The following is a 20,615-nucleotide window of genomic DNA, read 5'->3' on the forward strand; positions in this document are numbered from 1 at the left end:
GCGTTGGGTCGTGTGGACTCGGTGTGGCAGGGGCGGAAGGGTCTCTGTCGTGGGCTCGACCTGTCGTGAGTCAGCAGTTGTGACTTCTTGCTGATCTGCGAGCTCTATTCGAGAGGAGGGTGCTGAAATCTCCCGCGCCCGTGAGAGTGAACCAGTCCGCAATAAATATTACTCCGGTCCGCGCCGCTCGTTCGTTGAATGTCCCGGGGCGCTCGGACATATCGTCAGATCATGCCTGCGTGATCTTCTCGCCGCACGGTCACGGTTTGCTGGCCGCGTCCGCCTGCATCCGTCAGGGAGAACTGCTATTTGGTGATTTTACGCCTCGCTCGCTCGGGTAATGGATGGGCGCCATTCGGTCTATTAAGTATTTCTGTGTATTTCGCGAATTGCTCGCCAATTCCGGTGAAGTTGCTTGAATTAATCGCAATCCGATCCATGCGTGCGTAATATGCCAGTGACAGATAGCAGGAGATTCCCCGCGACCGAGAACCACCAAACAGGCACCATCCCCTGATAGGAATTGGCCCCTCGATGACGCTGAATATCCCTGACGCTCCACTACGGCGCACCATGTCGGTCTGGCTCGCGGCGCTGACGGCCGTGGTGATCGCCGCCGTCGTGCTCGCGATGACACCGACACGCGCAAGTGCAGTTGCCACACCCGTACCTCTCGGTACGGCGACCAGCTTCGCCGTACTGGCCGGTTCGCAAGTCACCAACACCGGCCCCTCGTCGATCACCGGTGATCTCGGAGTGTCGCCGGGAACGGCCATCACCGGATTCCCGCCCGGCACCGTGATCGGGGCCCAGCACTCCGCGGACGCGGTGGCGCTCCAGGCCAAGAGCGATCTGGTCACGGGGTACAACAATGCCGCCGGACAGGCGCCGGACGTCACCTACCCCACCGCTCCCGACCCCGTGGAGCTCGGTGGCAGGATGCTGGATCCGGGCGTCTACAAGGCACCCATCTCCGCGGGTATCACCGGCACGCTCACGCTCGACGCACACGGTGACCCCAATGCCGTATGGGTCTTCCAGATCGGCTCGACCCTGACGACGGCGTCCGGCAGCAACGTGTCGCTCGTCAACGGCGCCTCGCCGTGCAACGTGTACTGGCAGATCGGCAGTTCGGCCACGCTCGGCACCAACTCCACGTTCGTGGGCACGATCATGGCCCAGGAGTCGATCACCGTCACGACGGGAACGACCATCGCGGGCCGAGCGCTGGCTCGTACCGGTGCCGTGACGCTGGACAACAGCACGATCAACCGCGGTACGTGTGCCTCCGGCGGAACCACCGGTGGTCTGATCACGGGTGGTGTGGTGGCCGGTGCCACGTCGGGCGGCGCCACGGCGGGCACGACGGGAAGCACCACGGTCGGCGTCATCGGCGGCGTGCCGACGGGTGGCGGAACCGGCGGCCTTCTCGGCGGTGTCCTGACATCGGGCGGAACCACCGGCGGCGTGCTGGGCGGTGTCATCGCGGGCGCCACCACCAGCGGTACCACGGGCGCTACTACGGCCGGTACGAACGGTGGTGCGACAGGCGGCTCGACCGGTGGAAACGGCCATCACGATCACGGCCACAAGCCCGGCGGCCACGACCACGGCGGCAAGCCCGAAGAGCACGGCGGCTACGGCCAGGATCACGGCAAGCCCGCCAAGCCCGAGGGCTACGGCAACGATCACGAAGGTCACCACAAGAAGTCTGCCTAGCTCCAGCCCCCCTTGAGCGGGCAGGACGAGCGGCGCGCGACGGATCGCTGTCGATTCCGTCGCGCGCCGTTGGCGCAATCTCAGGAGAGACAGTGAGAGAAGCCAGGACGGGAAGGCCGGATGGGGCCGTGCCGAGCGGCATCGAAAAGGTGGACGTCGACGAACCGGACGGGATCGGCGCCGAGTCGACAGGGCGGACAGGGCAGACAGGTCGGGGCGGGACCACCCTTCCCCGCCAAGGGAGTTCGAAGCCTCCGCCCCTCCCGCTGAGGGCGGGGACGAACGCCGCCGTGGCCCTGTGCCTGGCGACGGCCCTGGTCCATGTACTCCTCGTGTTTCTGCACGTGGCGCCCCCGAACCCCCTCTCCCGGCAGTACAGTCGGCAGGTCAACGCATGGGTCTTCCCCCTGTTCGAGCAGAACTGGCGGCTCTTCGCGCCGGATCCGGAGTCGGTCAACCGGCAGATCTCGGCACGGACCATGCACACCGCCCCGGACGGCAGGGTGCGCGTGAGCGGCTGGTTCGATCTGAGCGGCGTCGACAACTCGGCGGTGAGGCACGACGTCTTCCCGAGCCACACCGCGCAGAACATGCTGCGGCGGGCCTGGAGTTCGTACCTCGAAACACATGGTGGAGACGACCGGCCCCGCTCGGAGCGGGCGCTGATGATGCAGAAGTACCTGACCGACATCGCGGCGGACCGCATCACCGACCACCACGGCGGCGCCTTCGAGTCCGTCCAGTTGAGGGTGATCACCATCCCCATCGCCGCGCCGGCCGAGGGTCCAGGCCCCGGCTCGTCCGCTGCCGCGCCGAAGTCCGTCGAAACGCGCTATCTGCCCTGGTGGAAGGCGACCTCCCATGGAAACTGAGCAGGCACTCGCTCCGCATCGAGGTGTCCCCCGTATCCCCGACGGGGCGGACGCGGGCCCGCCGCGCCGCGGACCGGAGCGGGTCGGTGCGTTCCTCACCGTCCTGACCGAGCGGCCGGTCTCCCTCTACGCCGCGGCCGTTCTGCGCATCGGCTACGGCCTCCTCTACCTCGTCTTCCTGCTGCGCGAGTTTCCGCACCGCGACGAGATCTGGGGGCCCGGGTCACCGTGGACGCCCGAGCTGGCCAGGCAGCTGTTCGACCAGACCCGGTGGGCCAGCATCCTCACCCTGTCCGACAGCCGGCCCTACTTCGAGACGTGCTACGCGCTGGCCCTCGTCACGTCCGCGCTGTTCCTGCTGGGCTGGCGGACCCGGGTGGTGTCCGTGGTGTTCGCGGTCGTGGTGGCGTCGTTCCACGCCAGGGCGATCTTCATGACCGACGGAGGAGACAACCTCATCCTCCTCATGGCGATCTACCTCGTCTTCACGGCATGCGGCCGACGCTGGTCCCTGGATGCGCGCAGAACCCGTCGCCGAGCCTCCGCGAGGAAGGGAGAGAGCGGCTCGACGGACTCGGGAGCAGACGATCTCCGGCATCAACTGGCCATGTCCCGCCGGACCTTGACGGCAGTACTCCACAACTGCGGCATGTTCGTCATCGCGGCCCAGGTCTGCTTCCTCTACGGATCCGCGGGCCTCTACAAGGTGCAGGGCGGCTCCTGGGGCAACGGCACCGCCCTCCACTACGTCCTGAACCTCGACCTGTTCCGGCCCTGGCCCGAACTCTCCCTCCTGGCGGACGAGCACGACGTGCTGATCGCCGTCGCCTGCTACGTGACCGTGCTGGTGCAGGTCGCCTTCCCGTTCGTCCTGTTCGGACGGCTCAAGTACCCGGTCCTGACCATGCTGTTGGGCATGCACCTGGGTATCGCCGTCTTCATGGGCCTGCCGCTCTTCTCCGGTGCGATGATCATCGCGGACGCCGCGTTCCTGCCGGACCGCTTCTACCGCGCACTGGGACAACTGTTGCGTCCCGTCGACGGTAGGGCACATGTCGGGGAGGGGGAGGTTTCGGCCCGCGGAGGGGCGGCACTCGTGCCGCCGCAGCCGACACCGTCGCGCCGATGAAGGTCCTGCTGTCTGCGCGGTGACGGTCGGCCCACTGAGCTTTCGTGGCCGATGACGGCGCCGCCCGGGGCAGTGCCGGTCAGTGCTTGAAGGCGTTCTTGGCCTTGTCGCCGACCTGCTTCAGGTTTCCGGAGATCCGGACGGTCCTGCCGTGCCGCTGCAGTCGCCTGTTGCGGGTGGTGCGGCCGATGCGTTCGGTGACCCGGCCCTTGAACGCCTGGGTCCGGTGCTTGATGGTCTGTCCGATGCTCATGACTGTCCTCTGCTCATGTACTGGATGGGCTCCCGCGGGCGGAAGAGCGCGCCGGTGTGGACTACCCGCGGCTGCGGCTGTACCGGCGGCCACCGCGACGTCTGCCTCCGCCGCGCCCGCGCCTCGCGAAGCCGAAGATCCAGACGACCAGGAGTACGGCGGCGACCCACCACAGGGCCTGTGTGGTGAAGCCGAGCCCGAACACCACCAGGATCAGCAGAAAGAGAAGGATCCACAGGATCATTGCCGGGCCTCCGGGTCGCGGGGAAGTTCCTGAGTTCCGCGGGGGCCGGGCGAAGCGGGGGAGGTGGGATGCCGCCCGAACGATCCGGAGCGGCACGGTCCTGCACCGTACCGTCAGTCAACGCCCGGCGGCTTCCCGTGTCAACGCGGTCTCGATACGGGGGAGTTCAGGGAGCTGGGCAGGGGCCGCCGGGGCCAACAGATCCTCGATGAGGGCTTCGACCGGCTCTGGTGTCGGCAGGATGCGGTCCTCCCACCAGGACAGGCCCAGCACGGTGGCGAGGAGGACGAAGGGGGTCGATGCCGGAAGGATCAGGGCGTACATGTGTGCCGCCTGCGGTGGTGTGCGTGCGAGGCGGCGGACAACGGAGAGGTGCCCGCCCGGGGCGCATCGATGCCGCGCCGGGATCCGGTGGCGACGGCGGGTGCGGGAGCGGCCCGTGGGGGCGGGACGGGTCCCGGCACCGATGCGCGAGATACGCCCCCGAAGGGGCGCGAGACGTGAGCGACGCTGCCGGGGGCTCGGGCCGTAGCACGCACGGTAGCCCCTCGCCGCACTCCCGCGACAGGCGTCAAGTGGCCATTCGTTCCGGGTGGCAGACCGTTACACGGGTCGCTGTCCGCAACCTCTGGGCAGAGCTACGCTGTTGAGACAGGCCCCGGTCCCCGGCAGTGACGCGTTGTTCCACCCCGGGGAGGCCCGCCGTGTTCGTTCTGCTTCTCACCCTCATCGTGGTCGTGTTCGGCCTCGGCTTCCTCAATCCCCTTTGGTGGGTGGCCGCGGCCGTGTTGGTCTTCGCCGCCACCCGGCATGGCCGCGGTGGCGGCGGCTGGATCCGTCGTGACGGTTCCGATCTCGGGGAGTACCGGGATTACGAGAACCGCCGGGATCGGCAGGACCGCTGGGACCGCCGCTACAGCCGTCGGCACCGGGCCCGCTGGAGGCGCGAGGACCGCAGGGACCGTGAACGCCGTGGGTGAGCGATGAACGGCCCGACATCCAGAGGTTCCGGGACGGCTTTCGCCCACCGGACGCGCGGAAACCGTGGAGAGGCAGATGCCATGCACCGCACAGCCTTCCTTCCGAAGGACTGGTGGAGTCCGAGGGCCGAAACCTCAGTGGAGGAGGGCCCGGCGGGCCAGGATGTCGTGGCGCTGCGTGCCGAGAACGATCAGCTCCGTCGCGTGCTGGCCCGCCGGGCGGTCGTCGACCAGGCGTGCGGCATGGTGATGGTCCTGGCCCCCTGTCGCCGCGGGCCGGCCAGGAGCCTGCTGGTGGACGTCGCGCGGCAGTGCAATGCCCAACTTCCGGACGTGGCAGCCGCCGTGGTCGCTGCCTGGGAGGGGGAGCCGCTCTCGCGGCTGATGCGGCGCGCGCTGCGGCACGCGTTGCGGCGGCTCTACGCGGAAGACCGAGGGTGCGACGCACCAACCGTCGGATGAGCCGGCCGAGGCGACGGTACGGACCGGACTGCCCCGCCGGCCCGGTGCGGCCGGCGAACGGCAACTGGCCCGCCGCTGACCGTTCATGGGCACGACTCATGGGCACGACGACTGCGTTGTGAGGACTGCGTTGTGAGGTACGCGCCATGCGCCAAGTGACCACGCCCCGCGAAGAACAGCCTCTGCCGACGGCTGTGACGTCGACGGAGGGCGAGGCGCTGGCCATCGAGGTCCTCCAACTACGAGCCAGGAATGAGCAGTTGGAGCGGGCGCTGGTAAGCCGTGCGGTGATCGACCAGGCGCGCGGCATGGTGATGGCCCTGGCGCCGTGTTCTAGTCACAGGGCCTGGGGCCTGCTGGTGGAGGTGTCGCAGCACTGCAACGTCAAACTCCGGGACGTGGCCGCGGTGCTGGTCGCCACGACGAACGACGAGACGCTCCCGGCACCCATACAACAGGAACTGCGCCGGGCGCTGCGGCGCCTTCGTACGGAAGTCCGGCGGTGAAGGGTCTGTGTCCCCAGTAGGCGGGCGGCACCGGGAGCTGTGAGCTCAACTCACCGGTGCCTTCGTCCAGCACGGCCGTTGGACGCCTCTGTTGGGTAGCCCACCTCATGGAACTCAAACACCGGCCCGGCCCCTCCCCCGAGTCACCGCGGTGGTGGCAGGTAGACCGTGAGCGCATGCGTCACTTTGGAGAGGTGGAGGGTGTCGGAGGCCGGGCTCACCTCGCCGTCACGGGTGTAGTCCTCGTCGTCGCCCATTCCGTCGATGCGCAGCCGGGTGACCATGGTGGCCCGGTAGACGCGGGAGCGGGCGAGGGTGCCGGTGAGGAAGGCGGCGACGAGACGGGTGCGGGCGAAGGGGTGGCTGCCGTCCACGGTGCGGATGTCGAGGAGGCCGTCGTTGAGACTGCGGCGGTAGGAGGGCGCGAAGCCGGGCGGGTCGTAACGGCTGTTGCCGGCGAAGAGCAGCCACAGCTGCCGACGTCGCCCGTCGATGACGACTTTGCGGGGCGCGCCGTCGGCGAGCACCCGGAGCAGGCCGACGCACAGGGCGGGCCACTTGCCCAGGCGCCTCTCGCGGGCTTCCCGGGCGCGGACGAGCTCGGGGTAGACGCCGATGCTGAAGGTGTTGAGGAAGTACGTGGCGGTCCCGTCCGAGGAGGTGACCCGGCCGAGGTCGACGGCTCCGCCGCGACCCGCTTCCACGGCGTCGGCGGTGGACTGCAGAGTCGCGAGTCCCAGGTCGGCGGCGAAGTGGTTGAGGGTGCCGGTGGGGAACACGGCCAGAGGCAGTCCGCTCTCGGTGGCCCGGACGGCTGCCGCGTTGACCGTCCCGTCGCCACCGGCGACGCCGAGTGCGCCACCGTGGGCGAGTACGTCCTTGGCGGCCTGGTCGAGCACCAGGTGCAGGTCGACGCCACTCGCGCAGAGCCGTAGGTCCGCCATGGGCAGGAGGATCCGTAGCTCGGCCTCGGCCGGGGTGTCACCGCCGGCATCGCTGTTGACGACCGCGATCAGCCCCAGTCCCGCGGGAAGCGCGGGGACGGAGATGTTCGGCCGGGCGGTGTCCGCGGGCTCGTCCACATGGACCGGCCACCAACGGCAGGTCGCCGCCGCGACACCGACCCCGAGCGCGGCACCGGCGAGCATCTCACCGGGCGCGCGTATGCCGTGCCGGGCGCGAAGGACGGCGGCTGTCGCGGTGAGGGGGATGAGTGCCGCCCCCAGCCAGGGCGACTCCAGCGTGACGGCAGTGGCGAACGCGGCAACGGCGGCCGTATGCCCGGACGGCAACGTCGCGGCGGCGGGCCGAGGCAGAAACCGTTGGCCGGCGGCCGACTTGGCGGCGATGCCGACCGCGGCGGAGGCCAGAGCCAGCGAGCCGGTACCGCGCAGGGCGGCACGGCGCGCGCCGCGGTTGCCGGACAGGCCCATGACGGCCGCGCCGGCCAGCCAAGGAAGCAGGGGGTGGGCCGAGGCGACGCGCGCGAAGGGCCGTGCGTCGATACCGCGGAGGTGTTTCATTCCGACTGCGTACCCGCAGAGGTAACGACCACGCGATTGCCCGCCCACAGGAATCAACCAACGCCCCACTCCGTATTGCCCGTTGACGATGGGGGTCCCCGCGGTCCCCGGCAGCGCGGGGCTTTCGGCAGAAGCCACGCGGGCTCCACCGGGCGTCCGCCGCCGCCTGTTTGAGAGCGGGCTGTGCGGGAAGCCGTCCGGTGTGCTTCGGACCGGAGGCACGCCCGTGGGAGCAGTTCTCGCTGCTTCCCCGCGTGCTGAGGTCTGCCGACTCCCACGGTGAGCGACTCCACCGATCAGGGAGACACGCGCCCATGCCGTACCCCCGCACGCAGAGCCGCCGCAGCGCACGCACCTACGACGACGCCCCGGACACCGACGCCGCGTTCCGCCGTATCGCCACCCTCCCGGACGGTCCGGAGAGGTCCGCGCTGCGCCAGGAGGTGGTGTGCGCCTGGATGCCGATGGCCGTACGGCTGGCCCGGCGCTTCCGTCATCGCGGCGAGACCTTCGACGACCTCAAACAGGTCGCCCAACTGGGCCTGGTCAAAGCCGTGTTCCGGTTCGACCCGAGTCGCGGCACCGCCTTCCCGAGCTATGCCATACCGACGATCCTCGGCGAGGTGAGACGGCACTTCCGCGACAGCCTCTGGATCGTGCACGTGCCGCGACACGTACAGGACCTACGCATCCAGGTCCGCTTCGCCGCCCAGGAGTGCGGTGCGCCGGGAGGCCGCGAACCCTCCGTCCCGGAGATCGCCGCGCACACCGGCCTGACCGAGGCGGAGGTACGGCTGGGCCAGGGCGCGCCGGCGAGCTTCGCCGCCCTGGCCCTGGACACCGTGCCCGGCCGCACCGAGCACAGCCACCCGCTGACCGAGACCCTCGGCGACATGGAGCCCGGCTTCGACCGGATCGTCAACCGCGAGGCACTCCGCCCCCTGCTGCGGGCCCTGCCCGAACGCGAACGGCACATCCTCTACATGAGGTTCTTCTGCGAGATGACACAGAGCCGCATCGCCCTGCAACTCGGCATCTCCCAGATGTACGTCTCCCGACTGATCATCCGCACCTGCGCCCGCCTGCGCCACCAGATGATGGCCGACACCCACGAGCAGAGGACGGCACCGTGACAACGTCCAGAGTCCGCGGGCGAAGCCGGGCGGGCTTTGCCGCGCGAGGCGTGGTGTACGTGCTCATCGGCGCACTGGCCCAGGTCGCGGCGCGGCCCTTGGGGAAAACGGTGCTGTGGGCGCTGGTCGTCGGCTTCGGCCGTATGGCGCTGTGGCGGGGCTCCCGAGCGACCCTGGCCCGTTCACGGCCCACCCCCGCGCTCGAACTACTGCGTCTCGGAGTTGGACGTGTTGTGAGAGCGCTGGTCACAGCCAGTCGTTGATAGCTACGACCAGCACGGCAGCTTCCTAGTACTCCAGCTGTAGATCGCTCTTGAACTGCTGGTGCCTATGCTTTTCGTGGCTTACGCCGCTTGCCCCAGCTGCCTTGCGGCCGGTTCCGGTCGTGGGCCATCATCGCCGCGTCGAACTGGGCTTTGCTGGTCACTGCTCGTGGTTCAGGTACGAGCGTGGTCGCAGTCGATCGCCACGGGACGGCCGAGGCCCAGCCGACCAAGGGCATGGTCTCGTCGTAGTGCGGAGCGAACTGCGCGACGGCGATGGTGGGCATCCGGTAGTTCAGGCTGCGGACGTGTTCGATGAACGCGCCGGGCAGCGAAACATGGTGCGTTTCCACGTAGTGCGGGAAGTCCTGGCGCCACAACCAGGTGCCGTCGGTCACCAGTGACGAGCATCCCGGAGAGTGTCGGTGGGTGCTGCCGATGATGACGTCGTGGCCCGCTTCCATGACTTCGATCAGGACGTGGCCGGCGTCCAGGTAGGCCACCAGGTCCGCCTCGTCCGGCTCGCCGACGGACCGGACGGCGTCGCGGATCGATCCGTTCGGCTGGCCGGAGGGGGTGTCGAGTTCGTCGTAGAAGCCCAGCAATCCCAGCACTGTGTCTCCTTCGACGAGCCGTGCCTCCCTGCTGGCGCTGGCAGGTGCGGCCACCGTTGATCATCGGTGTGTGAAGACAAACGATCACGCGGTGGCCGCAGGTCACAGCGTAGACGCTGCCCCCTGGCAGGAAGCGTTCGAGGGTCTGATGGACCGCATCGCGGGCCGGTTCGCCCGGGTCGAACCCCGACGGCGAATACGGCACCTGGTCCTGGGACTGCTCGCGGACCTGCCTCGGAAGAATTGCTGGACCATCGCCGAATGGGCCGGCGAGGCGACTCCCGACGCCATGCAGCACCTGCTGAGCCGTGCCTAGTGGGACGCCGATGCCGTCCGTGACGACCTGCGTGACTACGTGGTTGAGCACCTGCACGATGACCGGGCGGTGCTCGTGGTCGACGAGACCGGCGACGTGAAGAAGGGCAGCCACACCGTCGGCGTCCAGCGCCAGTACACCGGCACCGCGGGCAGAATCGAAAACGCCCGAGTCGCCGTCTACCTCGCCTACGCAGGTCGGCGCGGACATGCCGCACTGGACCGCGAGCTGCACATCCCGCGCTCGTGGACCGACCAACCCGACTGCTGTCGGGCCACCGGACTCGACCCGGACACCGCGTTCGCCACCAAGCCCGAATTGGCCGCCCGCATGATCACGCGATTCCTGGACTCCGGCCACCAGAAACCCTGGGTGGCAGGGGACGAGGTCTACGGCGGCAACCCCACACTGCGTGCCGCCCTGGAGGACGCGCTACCGGATACGTGCTCGCGGTCGCCCGCACCCACGAGGTCACCACCGGGGCCGGGAAGTTCCGCGCGGACATCCTGGCCAAGGAGCTCCCCAAGAGGGCCTGGCAGAAGCTGTCCGCCGGAGCCGGAGCCAAAGGACACCGCTTCTACGACTGGGCCCACATCGACCTGCCCAGCACCACGCCAGGCCACCGCCACCTGCTGATCCGCCGCAACCGCACCACTAGCGAACTCGCCTGCTACCGCTGCTACTCACCCGGGCCGGTACCCCTGACCGTCCTGGTGCGGGTCGCGGGATCCAGGTGGAGGGTCGAGGAGACGTTCCAGTCGGGAAAGGGTCTGGCCGGACTGGACGAGCACCGGCTCCGCCGCTACACGTCCTGGTCCCGCTGGGTCACCCTCGCCATGCTCGCCCACGCCTTCCTGGCCGTCGTCCGCGCCGACGAGCACCGTCTCCGCCCCAGCCCCGTCGACCTGATCCCGTTGACCTGCAACGAAATCCAGAGACTCTTCATCACCCTGGTTGGCCGGCCTGTTCACGAGGCAGACCACTGGCTCCGCTGGTCCCACTGGCGACGGCGTCATCAAGCCCGTTCCCGGGCCAGCCACTACAGCCGTCAAGCCGCGAGCAGAAGATGATCGTTATCTACAGCTGGAGTCCTAGAAAACCCCATCATCGCAGGTCGCAAGGCACTTCTTCGTTTCTGGGTGAACCATCCACCGGCATCAAGCCGGTGGATCCGGGCTGACCGTTGGATGTATCGAAGAGCCCCAACGCAATGGCATTCCGCGGAACTACTTCGGCGGTAAGTTGAAGTTCAAGATCACGGATCTTGAGCTATGGGCGCGACAACAGAAGGTGGCGTGAAGGACCGGGCGATTCACGCGGCCCTTTTTTTGCCTTATGGACCCTCGTTGAGAAGTCGCGCAGTTCGACCGACCGACGCCGGCATGAGGTGGCGGTAGATCTTGAAGGTCATGTTGATATTCCTGTGTCCCATCCACTCCGCCACGTCCGTGATGGGTATCCCATTGGACAGGCAGTTGGACGCGAAGAAGTGACGCAAGGAGTAAGGAGTGAGCCGCTTCGTGATGCCCGCCCTCTTCTTCGCCACCTCCCACTGGTAGTTGAGCGTCGTGTGTGCCCAGTGATCCGCACGCTGCGTCCGGAGAAGTATCCGTTCGCGCCAACGCCGTGGCTCCTCTCGAATCGGAGGACCGACTCGCGGACGGTCCAGGGCATCGGGGATTCGCGGAATTCGCCGGGCTTGCGATGCTTCAGACGTGCTGGCTGCCGTGTCCGTCCGTCGATCTGCTCGGTGATCCGATAGACGTCGTCCGCGACCATCCGATCGGGATGGGTGACATAGGCCTCTCCGTTCCGGAGTCCGCAACCGGACATCTGGCCGATCAGGAGGACCAGTTCGTCACTTCCGGCAGCCTTGCGGGCGTGGGTCTCGTCCAGCGTCGGGATGGTGATCTTGCGAGGGATGTACTCGGGTGGGATGACCCCGCCCAGAGGGTTCTCGGTGATTCCGTCACGACGATAGGCATCGAGAAGGATCTTTTTGAGGGTGTCGAAGGCGTTCTGCTGTGTGGCCAGTCCGACGGAACGTTCCTCCATCGACATGATGAAGTCTTCGATCACGGTCGATGCGAACGTGTTCATCCGGCGGGATTCCAGGACCGGGAGGACCTGGCAGTGGAGGACCTGGTTGACCGAGCGGACGCTGCCCGGGACGTAGTGACGCTGCTGGGGTAGCCAAGTGGAGGCGTACTCGCCGAAGCGTTGTTTCCCGATCTCGCGCTTGAGGTCAGCCTTGTGGCGCGGGGTGTTGCGTTTTTCGTCGTAGACCTTGTTCAGCCGGTCGAGTGCGGCTGTCTGGTTCGCGTATCCCGTTTCCTCGCACTGACGGCCTGTTGCGTCGCGATAGCGAATGGCGTACGGGTGGGGGCATCGGCTCTGGCGGGAGCACTCGAAGTTCTTGAAGAAGCGTTTGCTGACCAACGGCCCCTTAGCGTGGCCCTGACCTGCGGCCGCACCAAACTACAAGACGTTGATGAGCATCTTCATGGGTACCTCCTGGCGAGACTGGCAGATACCTTTCCGACCGATGTCTTTGCTGGTCAGAGAGGAATATGTCGGATATCGATCTCGGTAGTCCGTGGCGGTCGCAAGCGGGTTCCGGCGGGGGCACCCCTGTGGAAAGTATCGACCTTGTGGGAGCGAAGGTCACGAGCTGGGACGCTCATGGGCGTGCCTGGCTGCCCGGGGGCTGCTCTGCGCCCCTGCGCCCCTGCGGTCTGCGGTCTGCGGTCCGGCGAGGCTGAGCACAGTAGAAGGCCGGGTCGGCCGCCACCTGACCAATTCACCGAAGACACGGTCCTGTCCACGGAACTCACCGCAGGGCCTTACCACGAGATCACCGAATTGTCGTCGGCGTACCACTCCCGCGGACGCGATCACCGCCGTCCGCTTGTAGTCCACCTATGAACGCGAGCCCCAGGCCACTCAACAACTTCACATTGCCAGCGGAAAGGCAGACCGCGCCCCGCTCAACTGCCATGCTCACAAGCCCCGATGGAGGTGGCTGTGACCTCGACTGCGGAAACCCTGGGAGTGCCTGCGTCTGAGCCTGCGCCCGCTGCACGAAGCACGGCGGCACGGCTCGCGGATCTCTCCGTCCGGCATCGGCAGGCCCTGGCGGGTGGCTCCGCGTCGGCCGTCGCACGGCAGACGGCCCGTGGCCGGCTCACGGCCCGTGAACGCGTCGCGCGGTTGCTGGACCAGGGTTCCTTCGTCGAGACCGGCGCGTTGGTACGCGCCCGCAGCGGTACCGACGACGCGGCGTACGGCGACGGCGTGGTCACCGGCTCCGGCACCGTCGGCGGGCGTCAGGTGTGTGTCTTCGCGCAGGACGCGACCGTGTACGGCGGCAGCATGGGCGAGGCGTGCGGGGAGAAGGTCGTCGCCACGATGGACCTCGCTCTGAAGATCGGCTGCCCGGTCATCGGCCTCAACGACTCCGGCGGCGCCCGCATCCAGGAGGGCGTCTCCTCGCTCGCCCGCTACGCCGAACTGGCCCACCGCAACGTCCAGGCCTCGGGTGTCATCCCGCAGATCTCCGTGATCATGGGCCCGTGCGCGGGCGGTGCCGCCTATTCGCCGGCCATGACCGACTTCACCGTGATGGTCGACGGCACCTCACACATGTTCGTCACCGGGCCGGACGTCATCGAGGCCGTTACGGGGGAGCGTACGACGGCCGAGGAACTGGGCGGCGCCCGCGCCAGCAACTCCGGGAACGGCAACGCCCATTTCCTCGCCGAGGACGAGGACGACGCCCTGGACCTCGTCCGGGTCCTGCTCGGCTACCTGCCGGCGAACAACCGCGACAGCCCGCCCGAGTACGCCTTCACACCCCGCACCCTCGACCCCACCCCCGACGACCTGCGCCTGGACGGTCTCATCCCCGACCGGCCCGAGACGGCGTACGACATGCGCGAGATCCTGCGCACGGTCGTCGACGACGGTGAACTGCTCCAGGTGCACGAGCTGTTCGCGCCCAACATCCTCTGCGCGCTGGCCCGGATCGAGGGCCGTTCCGTCGGTGTCGTCGCCAATCAGCCCATGCACAGCGCCGGTGCGCTCGACATCGACGCCTCCGAGAAGGCCGCGCGTTTCGTGCGGTTCTGCGACGCGTTCGGTATCCCGTTGCTGACCTTCGCCGACGTGCCCGGCTACCTCTCGGGCACCCAGCAGGAGCAGACCGGGATCATCCGGCGCGGCGCCAAACTGCTGTACGCCTACGCCGAGGCCACCGTGCCGAAGGTCACCGTCGTGGTCCGCAAGGCCTACGGCGGCGGATACGCCGTCATGGGCTCCAAACACCTGGGCGCCGACGTCAACCTCGCCTGGCCCACCGCCAGGATCGCCGTGATGGGGTCCGAGGGCGCGGTCACCGTCCTGCACCGGCGTGAACTCGCCGCGGCGGCCGCGGTCGGCGAGCGGACCGCGGCGGACCTGAGGGCGAAGCTCGTAGCGGAGTACGACACCGCCTGGGCCACCCCCTACGCGGCCGCCGCACGTGGCTACATCGACGCCGTCATCGCGCCGAGCGCCACCCGGGCGCACATCACCCGGGCCCTGCACACACTGCGCACCAAACGAGCCGCCGTCCCCGACCGGCGGCACGGCAACATCCCGCTGTGAGTGAAGCGAAGTCCTGACCGCATCACTCCGGACGCGGACCCCACCTGTGACGTGAGGAGTTCCCCCATGCCCGCGCGCGCCCTTCCGCACGCCCCCGGCACAACCTCGGCAGCACCGGACCGCCCGACCACGCTCCCCGCCTATCTCGCACACTGGGCCCAACACGCCCCCATCCGGCCCGCGTTCACCTTCGTCGACCACGCCTCCTCCGGGTTACGGGGCAGCCACCGCACCCTCACCTGGCAGCGCGTCGACGTACGGACCCGGGCGGTCGCCGCCCGGCTCGCGGACACCGTGGCTCCCGGGGAGCGCGTCGCCGTTCTCTGTCCCCAGGGCACCGAATACGTCATCGGCTTCCTCGCCGCGCTGACCGCCGGCGCCGTCGCAGTGCCCATGTTCACCCCCGACCTGCCCGGACACGGCGACCGTCTGGCCGGAGTCCTGGACGACGCGCAGCCCTCGGCCGTCCTCACCACCAGCGCCGCGGCCGAGACCGTAGGCACGTTCCTGGACGCGCACGGCCTGCGCCATCGTCTGATCGTCACCGACTTCGTGTCCGACGACCAGGCCGACGCATGGCAACCGCCCGCTCTGGACGAGCAGTCGACCGCCTATCTCCAGTACAGCTCCGGATCGACCCGGTTCCCCACCGGCGTTGAGATCTCGCACGCGAACGTCGTCGCCAACGCCTGCCAGGCGCTCACCGCGTACGGCGCCGACGACCGCCGCCTCACCATGGTCGGCTGGCTGCCGCTGTACCACGACATGGGACTGGTGCTCAGCGTCGCCGCTCCCGTCGTACGCGGACTGCTGTCCGTCCTGATGGATCCCCTCGCCTTCCTCCAACGGCCCGCCCGCTGGCTGCACTTGCTGTCCGAGCACCCCAACGTCCTCAGCGCCGCACCGAACTTCGCGTACGACTACTGCGCGGCCGTCGTCGCCGAGAAGGACAAGGCCGGGCTCCGGCTGGACCGGGTCGCCGCGCTCGTCAACGGCAGCGAACCGGTACGCCCCGAGACCGCCGACCGCTTCGGCGACGCCTTCGCCGGGCACGGACTTCCGGCCGACGTGCACTGCCCGTCCTACGGGCTCGCCGAAGCCACCGTCTTCGTCAGCGCCCATCGGCCCGGACAGCCGTTGCGCCGATACGCCCTGGACCGCGAGGCGCTGGCGGCCGGCAAGGCCCTGCCCGTCCCGCCCGGTGATCCCGCCGCCGTTCTGCTCGCCGCTTGCGGTGAACCCGTCGGGCAGGCGGTGCGCATCGTCGACCCCGCCACCGCCACCGTCCTGCCCGCGGGGGAGGTGGGCGAGATCTGGGTGCAGGGACCCAACATCGCGCGTGGCTACCTGGAGCACGGACCGCAGACCCGCAGGACCTTCCAAGCCCGACTCGCGCACACCCCCGGCCACTGGCTGCGCACCGGCGACCTCGGCACGGTGCTCGACGGTCAACTCCTGGTCACCGGGCGCCTGAAGGACCTGATCATCGTCGACGGACGCAACCACTACCCGCAGGACATCGAGAACACCGCACAGGCCGCCCACCTGGCGATACGCCCCGACCGCCTGGCCGCCTTCGCGGTGCCCGCCGGGCACGTCCCCGGCGCCGGGGCCACCATCGCGGCGGAGGGCGCCGTGATCGTCGCGGAGCATGTTCGCGGTCTGGACCCACCCGCCCGCGACCACAAGGAAGTCGCCGCCGCCGTGCGCGCCGCCGTCTCCGCCCGGCACGGCCTGCGACTGGCCGACGTGCTGCTCCTCCCACCCGGCACAGTGCCCCGCACGACCAGCGGCAAGATCTCCCGCACACTGACCCGCGCGCAGTACCTCGACGGCTCCTACGACCGCCCCGAGCGAGGCGCGGAATGAGCCCGGCCCCGGCCGACTCCGCCGACCTGCGACGCCTGGTCGTGGAACGGATCGCCCACTGGTCCGGGGTACCCGGCGCCGACATCGCCGCCGACCGGCCGCTGGCGGAGCTCGGGATGTCCTCCCGCGACGCGGTCGCGATCGCCGCGGAACTCTCCCGCGCGCTCGGCCGGGAACTGCCCGCGACCCTGCTGTGGGAGACGTCGACCGTCGACGGTCTGGTCGCTCTGCTCGGCGGGAGCCTGGAACCCGTTCCGGAGAGCGCGTTCGTCCCCCGGGAGATCGCCGTCGACGACGACGAACCGGTCGCCGTGGTCGGCGTCGGCTGCCGCCTCCCCGGCGGGGTGCGCGGACCCGGTGACTACTGGCGGCTCCTCGTCGAGGGCACCGACGCCATCGGCCGGGTGCCCGAGGGACGGTGGCGGGACTTCGTCACCGAGGCCCCGGCGGACGCCAACCCGTGGGGCGGATACCTCGACGATGCGACCCTCACCGGGTTCGACTCCACCTTCTTCCGCATCTCCCCGCGCGAGGCCGACGCGATGGACCCGCAGCAGCGCATGCTGCTGGAGGTCGCCCAGGAGGCCCTCGACCACGCGGCCATCCCCGCCGCCTCCCTGGCCGGGACCGCCACCGGCGTCTTCGTCGGCATCTCGGCCCACGACTACGGTCACCTCACCGCCGCCGACCCGGCGACCGTCGACCCCTGGGCGACCACCGGAGCAGCCACCTCGGTCGCGGCGGGCAGGCTCAGTTACGTGTACGACCTGCGCGGCCCGAGCGTCGCCGTCGACACCGCCTGCTCGTCCTCCCTCGTCGCCGTCCACCAGGCCTGCACCGCCTTGCGCGGCGGCGAGTGCGACACGGCGCTCGCCGCCGGTGCCAACATGCTGCTCTCGCCGGCCGTCACCGTCGCGTTCGGGCGTGCCGGGGCCCTGGCGCCCGACGGCCGGTGCAAACCGTTCTCCCAGTCCGCCGACGGCATCGGCCGCGCCGAGGGCTGCGCGGTGGTGGTGCTCAAGAGGTTCAGCGACGCGCTGCGCGACGGCGACCGGGTCCTCGCCGTCATCACGGCCACCACCGTCAACTCCGACGGCCGCTCCAACGGCCTCATGGCACCCAGCCCGGCAGCCCAACGCGCCCTCCTGGAAACGGCCTACGCGCGAGCGGGCCTCGATCCGGCAACCGTCGACTACGTCGAGGCGCACGGCACCGGCACGCCCCTCGGCGACCCCATCGAAGCGGGCGCGCTCGCCGACGTCCTGGGCCGCGAACGCCACCCGGACCAGCCGCTGCTACTCGGCTCGGTCAAGAGCAACCTCGGCCACCTGGAGGCAGCAGCCGGTGTCGCGGGCCTGGTCAAAGCCGTCCTCGCACTCCACCACGGCATCATCCCCGGCTCACTGCACTGCGCCCGGCCCGCCCTGGACGACGAGCGGCTGCGGGTGGTCACCGAACCCGAACCCTGGCCCCGCTACGGCGGAACCGCGACCGCCGGGGTATCCGCCTTCGGCTTCGGCGGCACCAACGCGCACGCCGTACTGGAGGAGTGGCAGCCCAGCCGTTCCGCCGAACGCGCCCTCAACACCTCTGTGTCCGCTGGCCTGTTGCAACTCGGCGACGCGGACCCGGCCCGCGTCCGGCACACCGCCGCCGAACTCGCCGACTGGCTCGACACCCCTGCCGGGAGCGCCGTCCGGATCCACGACATCGGCCGCACACTCGCCGGACGCACCGGCCGCGGCCCCGCCCGCGCGGCCGTCGTCGCCCACGACCGCGACGGCCTCACCACCGCACTCCGTGCCCTGGCCGCCGGCCACCCCCACCCCCGCGTCAGCACCGGCGACCGGAACCGCCTCGGCCCCGGCCCGGTCTGGGTCTTCTCCGGCTACGGCACCCAGTGGGCCGCGATGGGCCGCCAACTCCTGGGCTGCGAGCCCGCGTTCGCCGCCGCGGTGGAGAAACTGGAGCCGGTGCTCGCGGCAGGCTGCGGCATCTCCCTGTACGACCTGCTCGACGACTGCACGGACGACGACCTACGACATGTGGAGATCGCCCAACCCCTCCTCTACGGAACCCAGTTGGCGCTCGCCGAACTCTGGCGCTCCTACGGCGTGGAACCTGCCGCCGTCATCGGGCACTCCATGGGCGAGGTAGCGGCGGCCGTCGTCGCCGGGGCACTCGACCCGGCCGACGGCGCGCGCGTCATCGCCGTACGGTCCCGGCTGCTCGCCACGTTGCGCGGTGGGTCGATGGCCGTCGTGGACCTGACCGACGACGAACTCGGCGACCTGGAGCGGGACTTCCCGGGTGTGTACCTCGCCGTGGACTCCTCGCCCGGGCAGAAGACCGTCACCGGTGAGGCAGCCGCCGTCGCGCGGTTCGTCGAGTACCTCACCGCGCAGGGGCGAACGGCCCGTGCCATGCCCGTCCGGGGCGCCGGACACTCACCCCAGGTCGAACCGCTGCTGCCCGAACTGACCAGCGCCCTCGGCGGGATCGGGGGCCGGACCGGCGGCACCGTCCGCGCCTACTCCACCGTCCACGACGACCCCGGCCACCCCTGCACCTTCGACGCAGGGCACTGGGCGGAGAACCTGCGCCGCCCGGTCCGGCTCGCCCGTGCGCTGGCCGCCGCCGCGGCGGACGGGCACACCGCCTTCATCGAGATCTCCCCGCACCCCGTGCTCCTGCACGCCCTCACCGAGACCCTGCCCGACGCCCTCCACCTGCCGACCCTGCGCCGAGGCAACGACCCCGCCCTCACCTTCCGCCTCCAACTGGCCGCCCTGTACACCGCGGGCCACTCCCTCCCGGCCGACCTCCTCCATCCGCACGGCGAGGTGGTCGACGTTCCCTTCCCGGCCTGGCGGCACACCCGCCACTGGTGGACGACCGAGCAGACCGTCGTGGGCGGTGGCGGGCGCAGACGTCCCGAACCGCCCGCCATGACACTCTCGTTGGCCGGCGATGGGACTGTCACCGAGCGGCTCATCCGTCATATCGCCGCCGTAGCGGGCCACTTGCCGGAGCGGATCACCCCCGACACCCCGCTCACCGACCTCGGCCTCGACTCGCTCATGGCCGTCCGCCTGCGCGCGGCCGTGGAGCGCGAGTTCGGCGCCGCGCCCTCGACAGGGGACCTGATGCGGGCGGACACCGTCCAGGCCGCCGCCGACGCGATCACCCGCGTCGCCCAACACGACTGGCAGCACGGCCTGTTGGAGTCCCCGGTCACTCCGATCGTCGCCAGCCCGGCCGACCGGCGCATGCCGTACCCCCTGCGTGCCCTGCGCCCGGGCGGCGACCGCCCGCCACTGATCCTGGCCCACGCGGCCGGCGGCACCCCGGACGTCTACCGGCCGCTCGCCGGGCTGCTGGCCCCAGGGGTGCCGGTGTACGGACTGGACCGGGTGGAGGAGGCGGACACCGTCGCCGCGAAAGCGCGGCTGTGCGCGGAGGCGATCCGCAAGGCGTGGCCCGACGGCGGTTACTGCATCGGCGGTTGGTCGTTCGGCGGTTTCGTGGCTCAGGAGACCGCCCGACTGCTGGCCGCCGAGTTCGGGCCCCCGGACGCGGTGGTGCTCATCGACGCCGTACGCCCGCTGCCCCGCCCGCCCGGACGGACCGCGTGGGACGTGGCGCGGGAGCACTTCGAGGGATTCGCCGCGTACGCCTCCCGCACCTACGGCGCACAACTGGACCTGCCCTACTCGGAGTTGGCCGGGCTCGACGACCGGGCCCGCATCAACCTGGTACTGGAGACCCTGAACGCGGTCGCCGACGTCCCGCCCGCCGCCCTGCGCCACCAGCGCGACTCGTACCTCGACCTGCGGACCGGCGAGGCGCACACCCCGCGTCCCTACGACGGCCGGGTGATCCTCTACCGCGCCACCGAACCCGCACCGCACACCGTGCGCGATCCGGCGTACGAGCGCACGGACGAGGCCCTCGGCTGGGACGAGTTGTGCCCGGACCTGGAGATCGTGCGCATCCCCGGACACCACCTGTCGCTCCTCGACCCGCCGCACGCCCAGGCCATCGCCGACCACCTGAACGGGGTCCTCGGCTGAACACCCCACTCCCCG

General features: G+C 69.8%; 19 protein-coding genes and 2 pseudogenes. 15 read left to right on the forward strand and 6 right to left on the reverse strand.

All coding sequences use genetic code 11. The features are described from left to right. Positions 1-534 precede the first annotated feature (534 nt). The 3 genes from OG714_RS47110 to OG714_RS47120 all read left to right on the forward strand — a co-directional run bounded on the left by OG714_RS47110 (position 535) and on the right by OG714_RS47120 (position 3,720). Positions 535-1,719: an ice-binding family protein gene (locus OG714_RS47110; RefSeq protein WP_406130523.1), complete on the forward strand. Its 1,185-nt coding sequence runs from the start codon at positions 535-537 to the stop codon at positions 1,717-1,719. A gap of 128 nt (positions 1,720-1,847) precedes the next feature. Beyond that, complete coding sequence (locus OG714_RS47115; RefSeq protein ID WP_406130525.1) at positions 1,848-2,591, forward strand: DUF5819 family protein; 744 nt, start codon at positions 1,848-1,850, stop codon at positions 2,589-2,591. Next, complete coding sequence (locus OG714_RS47120) at positions 2,581-3,720, forward strand: HTTM domain-containing protein (RefSeq protein ID WP_406130526.1); 1,140 nt, start codon at positions 2,581-2,583, stop codon at positions 3,718-3,720. The genes OG714_RS47115 and OG714_RS47120 overlap by 11 nt, the downstream gene beginning before the upstream one ends. 79 nt (positions 3,721-3,799) lie before the next feature. Here OG714_RS47120 and OG714_RS47125 read toward each other — a convergent pair whose 3' ends face one another. The 3 genes from OG714_RS47125 to OG714_RS47135 all read right to left on the reverse strand — a co-directional run bounded on the left by OG714_RS47125 (position 3,800) and on the right by OG714_RS47135 (position 4,541). Continuing rightward, complete coding sequence (locus tag OG714_RS47125) at positions 3,800-3,973, reverse strand: CsbD family protein (RefSeq protein ID WP_406130528.1); 174 nt, start codon at positions 3,971-3,973, stop codon at positions 3,800-3,802. A gap of 61 nt (positions 3,974-4,034) precedes the next feature. Then, positions 4,035-4,217, reverse strand: a complete 183-nt coding sequence (locus OG714_RS47130; protein WP_406130529.1) for a hydrophobic protein — start codon at positions 4,215-4,217, stop codon at positions 4,035-4,037. Between the two features lie 117 nt (positions 4,218-4,334). Next, entirely contained in the window at positions 4,335-4,541 is a 207-nt protein-coding gene (locus OG714_RS47135) for a hypothetical protein (protein WP_406130531.1), read from the reverse strand. A 380-nt stretch (positions 4,542-4,921) separates the two neighbouring features. On the opposite strand from OG714_RS47135, the gene OG714_RS47140 reads away from it, so the two are divergent. The 3 genes from OG714_RS47140 (at position 4,922) to OG714_RS47150 (ending at position 6,165) form a co-directional block, all read left to right on the forward strand. Further along, positions 4,922-5,197 carry a hypothetical protein gene (locus tag OG714_RS47140; RefSeq protein WP_406130533.1) on the forward strand — a complete coding sequence of 92 codons (276 nt, stop codon included), beginning with the start codon at positions 4,922-4,924 and terminating at the stop codon, positions 5,195-5,197. Positions 5,198-5,278: 81 nt separating this feature from the next. Then, positions 5,279-5,659, forward strand: a complete 381-nt coding sequence (locus OG714_RS47145; RefSeq protein WP_406130534.1) for an ANTAR domain-containing protein — start codon at positions 5,279-5,281, stop codon at positions 5,657-5,659. Between the two features lie 146 nt (positions 5,660-5,805). After that, positions 5,806-6,165, forward strand: a complete 360-nt coding sequence (locus OG714_RS47150; protein WP_406130536.1) for an ANTAR domain-containing protein — start codon at positions 5,806-5,808, stop codon at positions 6,163-6,165. A 143-nt stretch (positions 6,166-6,308) separates the two neighbouring features. On the opposite strand, the gene OG714_RS47155 is transcribed toward OG714_RS47150, so the two are convergent. Continuing rightward, positions 6,309-7,688, reverse strand: coding sequence for a diacylglycerol/lipid kinase family protein (locus tag OG714_RS47155; protein ID WP_406130538.1), 1,380 nt, complete (start codon positions 7,686-7,688; stop codon positions 6,309-6,311). 314 nt (positions 7,689-8,002) lie between these two features. On the opposite strand from OG714_RS47155, the gene OG714_RS47160 reads away from it, so the two are divergent. Both OG714_RS47160 and OG714_RS47165 read left to right on the forward strand, forming a co-directional pair. Then, positions 8,003-8,821, forward strand: coding sequence for a SigB/SigF/SigG family RNA polymerase sigma factor (locus OG714_RS47160; RefSeq protein ID WP_406130539.1), 819 nt, complete (start codon positions 8,003-8,005; stop codon positions 8,819-8,821). Beyond that, on the forward strand, positions 8,818-9,084 hold the full coding sequence (locus OG714_RS47165; RefSeq protein WP_406130541.1) for a hypothetical protein: 267 nt from the start codon (positions 8,818-8,820) through the stop codon (positions 9,082-9,084). The genes OG714_RS47160 and OG714_RS47165 overlap by 4 nt, the downstream gene beginning before the upstream one ends. Positions 9,085-9,149: 65 nt before the next feature. On the opposite strand, the gene OG714_RS47170 is transcribed toward OG714_RS47165, so the two are convergent. Then, positions 9,150-9,698 carry a hypothetical protein gene (locus OG714_RS47170; RefSeq protein WP_406132183.1) on the reverse strand — a complete coding sequence of 183 codons (549 nt, stop codon included), beginning with the start codon at positions 9,696-9,698 and terminating at the stop codon, positions 9,150-9,152. A 70-nt stretch (positions 9,699-9,768) separates the two neighbouring features. Here OG714_RS47170 and OG714_RS47175 point away from each other — a divergent pair, with 70 nt between their 5' ends. From OG714_RS47175 to OG714_RS47185, 3 genes and pseudogenes are all read left to right on the forward strand, one after another. Then, positions 9,769-10,014, forward strand: a complete 246-nt coding sequence (locus tag OG714_RS47175; protein WP_406130542.1) for a hypothetical protein — start codon at positions 9,769-9,771, stop codon at positions 10,012-10,014. 39 nt (positions 10,015-10,053) lie between these two features. Further along, positions 10,054-10,515 (forward strand): annotated as a pseudogene (locus OG714_RS47180) (transposase); the annotation flags it as partial. Next, positions 10,452-11,084, forward strand: a pseudogene (locus OG714_RS47185) (IS701 family transposase); the annotation flags it as partial. The pseudogenes OG714_RS47180 and OG714_RS47185, both read left to right, overlap by 64 nt. A gap of 263 nt (positions 11,085-11,347) precedes the next feature. Here OG714_RS47185 and OG714_RS47190 read toward each other — a convergent pair. Continuing rightward, positions 11,348-11,839 carry a tyrosine-type recombinase/integrase gene (locus tag OG714_RS47190; RefSeq protein ID WP_406130544.1) on the reverse strand — a complete coding sequence of 164 codons (492 nt, stop codon included), beginning with the start codon at positions 11,837-11,839 and terminating at the stop codon, positions 11,348-11,350. Between the two features lie 56 nt (positions 11,840-11,895). Here OG714_RS47190 and OG714_RS47195 point away from each other — a divergent pair, with 56 nt between their 5' ends. The 4 genes from OG714_RS47195 (at position 11,896) to OG714_RS47210 (ending at position 20,600) form a co-directional block, all read left to right on the forward strand. After that, entirely contained in the window at positions 11,896-12,207 is a 312-nt protein-coding gene (locus tag OG714_RS47195) for a hypothetical protein (protein ID WP_406130546.1), read from the forward strand. Between the two features lie 819 nt (positions 12,208-13,026). After that, positions 13,027-14,658: an acyl-CoA carboxylase subunit beta gene (locus tag OG714_RS47200; RefSeq protein WP_406130547.1), complete on the forward strand. Its 1,632-nt coding sequence runs from the start codon at positions 13,027-13,029 to the stop codon at positions 14,656-14,658. 66 nt (positions 14,659-14,724) lie between these two features. Next, on the forward strand, positions 14,725-16,527 hold the full coding sequence (locus OG714_RS47205; protein ID WP_406130549.1) for a fatty acyl-AMP ligase: 1,803 nt from the start codon (positions 14,725-14,727) through the stop codon (positions 16,525-16,527). Next, positions 16,524-20,600, forward strand: coding sequence for a beta-ketoacyl synthase N-terminal-like domain-containing protein (locus tag OG714_RS47210; protein WP_406130551.1), 4,077 nt, complete (start codon positions 16,524-16,526; stop codon positions 20,598-20,600). The genes OG714_RS47205 and OG714_RS47210 overlap by 4 nt, the downstream gene beginning before the upstream one ends. The last annotated feature ends 15 nt before the right edge of the window (positions 20,601-20,615 follow it).

Source organism: Streptomyces sp. NBC_00989, assembly GCF_045162655.1.
In the GTDB taxonomy this organism is placed as follows: Bacteria; Actinomycetota; Actinomycetes; order Streptomycetales; family Streptomycetaceae; genus Streptomyces.